General features: G+C 58.9%; 4 protein-coding genes and 1 tRNA gene. 1 reads left to right on the top strand and 4 read right to left on the bottom strand.

Annotated elements, in window-relative coordinates:
- Nucleotides 1–40 precede the first annotated feature (40 nt).
- The gene (locus tag FEF26_RS15315; RefSeq protein WP_138254398.1) at nt 41–694 is read left to right on the top strand and encodes a hypothetical protein; all 654 of its coding nucleotides are present in this window, start codon (nt 41–43) and stop codon (nt 692–694) included.
- Nucleotides 695–762: 68 nt separating this feature from the next.
- On the opposite strand, the gene FEF26_RS15310 is transcribed toward FEF26_RS15315, so the two are convergent.
- The 4 genes from FEF26_RS15310 to FEF26_RS15295 all read right to left on the bottom strand — a co-directional run bounded on the left by FEF26_RS15310 (nt 763) and on the right by FEF26_RS15295 (nt 2432).
- Nucleotides 763–1290: a hypothetical protein gene (locus tag FEF26_RS15310; RefSeq protein WP_138254397.1), complete on the bottom strand. Its 528-nt coding sequence runs from the start codon at nt 1288–1290 to the stop codon at nt 763–765.
- Nucleotides 1291–1524, bottom strand: coding sequence for a MerR family transcriptional regulator (locus tag FEF26_RS15305; protein ID WP_138254396.1), 234 nt, complete (start codon nt 1522–1524; stop codon nt 1291–1293).
- Between the two features lie 25 nt (nt 1525–1549).
- Complete coding sequence (locus tag FEF26_RS15300; RefSeq protein ID WP_138254395.1) at nt 1550–2110, bottom strand: hypothetical protein; 561 nt, start codon at nt 2108–2110, stop codon at nt 1550–1552.
- A 245-nt stretch (nt 2111–2355) separates the two neighbouring features.
- A tRNA-Pro gene (locus tag FEF26_RS15295) sits at nt 2356–2432 on the bottom strand.
- Nucleotides 2433–2613: the final 181 nt, after the last annotated feature.

Genomic DNA, 2613 nt, shown 5'->3' with positions numbered 1-2613 from the left:
CCTAGCATGGTCCGGATGTCCAGAATTCATCCGTCGCTAGGTGTTCAGTATTCACGCGTCGTCGACAGAAACCGGTGGTCAGGTCCTCATCACCACTGTGTCAGTCGGTCTGCACAGTTTGGCGATGCTCTGCTGTGGGGCGGTGTTCATGCGTCCTGCGCGCTTGGTCGGCATTATCGGGACCGCGGTGTGCGTTCTGAGCTTGGGCTGGAGCGTGGCGATGATCTGGGCTGGATGGAGTGAATGGGAGCCGGTCCAAGTTCTCCTCTCCGGTATCACTTTCACAGTTGCCTTCAGCTTCGTCAGTCTTCTCCTGGCGTCAACAACCCACAGAGACACGCTCATCCAAAGGCTCCTGTGGTGTGCGTTGGTTCTTGTGGGAATCGGGGCACTACTTACTTTGTCGTTGATTTGGGATCTGTGGTGGGAAAGCGAAGCCTTCGGACGGTTCTACGGGATTATTCTGATATTGGCCGTCCTCGCGGGCGTCCTCGCCCCACTCCTGTCGGCCCTAAGGCGCCGCACAGCGCCTGAACCGACACGAGAAACCCCAGTAACAGGTCCTGCGGACCACGGGCCGTCTCACGGTGCGACTCTCTCCCCAGAGGTTGCTGCAGCCTTGGAGGAAGAGGCCGGAGTCCGAGGACTGACAGTGGATCAACTGGTGGCGCCGCTGCTCAAGGGTCCACGGTAACTGGGGTCGTCACGATCTGGAGACCAGCTGCTTCGTCGGACAACGGGCCCGTGCGCTCCTCCTGGTTGTCAGCTCTGGCGCTGTCCAGGGTCGGAGAATCGTCGAGCTAGAAGGGCCAGGGTCTTTCGCTGCGCCTCGCTATAGGCCACAGCTCCGTATTCATCAAGCAGATCGGCTGCTCTGCCGAGTTCGATGACCTGACCCTCCGGCAGAAGTGATGAGACGACCTCCGCCAATGGGGTCGCGAACTCGCCAACCAGCTCTGTGATCTGCTCATCGCTGCTCGTCTCGCCAAGAGCATCGAAGCGGCGAGTGAAATCCACAGACGCCGCTACCAAATCTGGGTGGTGTTTCAGATACTCGGAGAGCCCCGACAGATACGCCTTGGCCGACTCACCGGAGAAGTGACTAAGCAGGACAGCCTGGTCACGGTCCACCTGTGCGGCGCGCTGAGGATAGCCAGGCACGGTCAAGAGCGCGTAGAGGGGCGCCAATTCCGCTGGCACGTCCGGCGAAGCTCCGTGGCTGCGCAGCTGACTGATCACCTTCCGTTGTTTTGTCAGGCGTTCGATCTCTAGAGCGAGTTTCTCGTCCAATTAATCCAGCAGTTGGACTGAGCTCAGCTCCTCGGAGTCAGCGTCATCAAAGACTGCGGGCATCCGCTCCAAAGGAACACCCAAACCGGAGAGCTGCTCGATGCGCAGGAGCCGGACGAGATCTCGGATGGTGTACTCGCGGTACCCGTTGGAAGTACGCGGCGGCTCGGCAAGTACTTGCACCTGGTGGTAGTGCCGAAGTGTCCGCACCGTGACACCGGCAAGACGTGCCATCTCTGCACTCCGCACTTTTGATCTCCTAGACTTCCTCGGTCGTGGGTTTCTCCAGAGTACGGAATGCAGAGCCGAAGAGCCCGTAGACCACGAAGATCACCCACAGACTGACGAAAATCAGCGCGACTACCTCAAGATTCATGAACTTAACCATCACAGCGGCTACCGCGACGCCGGCAACGGCGACGGCGACGGCTGGGGTTATAGCGTTCTCTGTGCCAAGGATTCCACCCCGCGTAGCTTCGGGAATCCGTCCGATGTTCAGCAAATCCCGAAGATGAACCGTAGGCGGCGTCGACCTTGCCATCAGCAACGTCATGCCTACAAGGAAGCGACTCTTCAAAAGAACCCCCCACCCATCTCTAAGCTGGCACCATCCAGTGCCTTCGAGCTTCTGGACTTGACCTTCTGTGGTGGCGGATCGACCCACGACGGCGGAAAGCATAAAAGTCATCAGCCCCGCGGCCAAAGAAGTTCCGGCGGTGATCCATAGAACTGTTGTTCCTCCGAAGAACCCCATAAGAGTGCCGGCCACTGCGGGGCCGAGAAGTAACGCAATGGTCGTGATAGTTTCCCGCTGGCCCATCAAGACGCTGTGCGGCGGTTGATACGGTCGAGCACTACACCCATGAATAGGCCTGCGAGTAAACCGGGGATCGCGGTCGCGGCAGCCACAGCGCCCGTTACCAAAATACTGCCGGTAGTGGACAACACGATGAGCGGCACAGTCAAGTACGTCAGGAGACGAGGATCGCCCCGTCTCAGGGGCGGAGATCTTTTGTAAGGAAGAGGGTCGGAGCAGCGATATTCTCTCTGCCAGTGCAATGTTCTTGGTCGGGGTGACAGGATTTGAACCTGCGGCCTCGTCGTCCCGAACGACGCGCGCTACCAAGCTGCGCTACACCCCGTAATGGCTTATGCCAGTCGTTGATTCTACAGTGGCAAGGCATTGACTGAGAAATTGCGGCGAACACAACTAAGGCCTGAACTCGGCTTCATTGCCAAGTTCAGGCCTTAGTCTCATGTTGTGTCCGGCGGTGTCCTACTCTCCCACACCCTCCCGGGTGCAGTACCATCGGCGCTGTGGGT

This window comes from Nesterenkonia salmonea (genome assembly GCF_005771525.1).
GTDB lineage: Bacteria > Actinomycetota > Actinomycetes > Actinomycetales > Micrococcaceae > Nesterenkonia > Nesterenkonia salmonea.
The sequence above is the reverse complement of the archived record's forward strand: the minus strand, read 5'-3'. Positions and strand labels throughout refer to the sequence as shown.

Bases quoted from the DNA above. Each gene is read 5' to 3' on its own strand.
- FEF26_RS15305 (WP_138254396.1), bottom strand. From the start codon at position 1,524: ATGGCACGTCTTGCCGGTGTCACGGTGCGGACACTTCGGCACTACCAC.
- FEF26_RS15300 (WP_138254395.1), bottom strand. From the start codon at position 2,110: ATGGGCCAGCGGGAAACTATCACGACCATTGCGTTACTTCTCGGCCCC.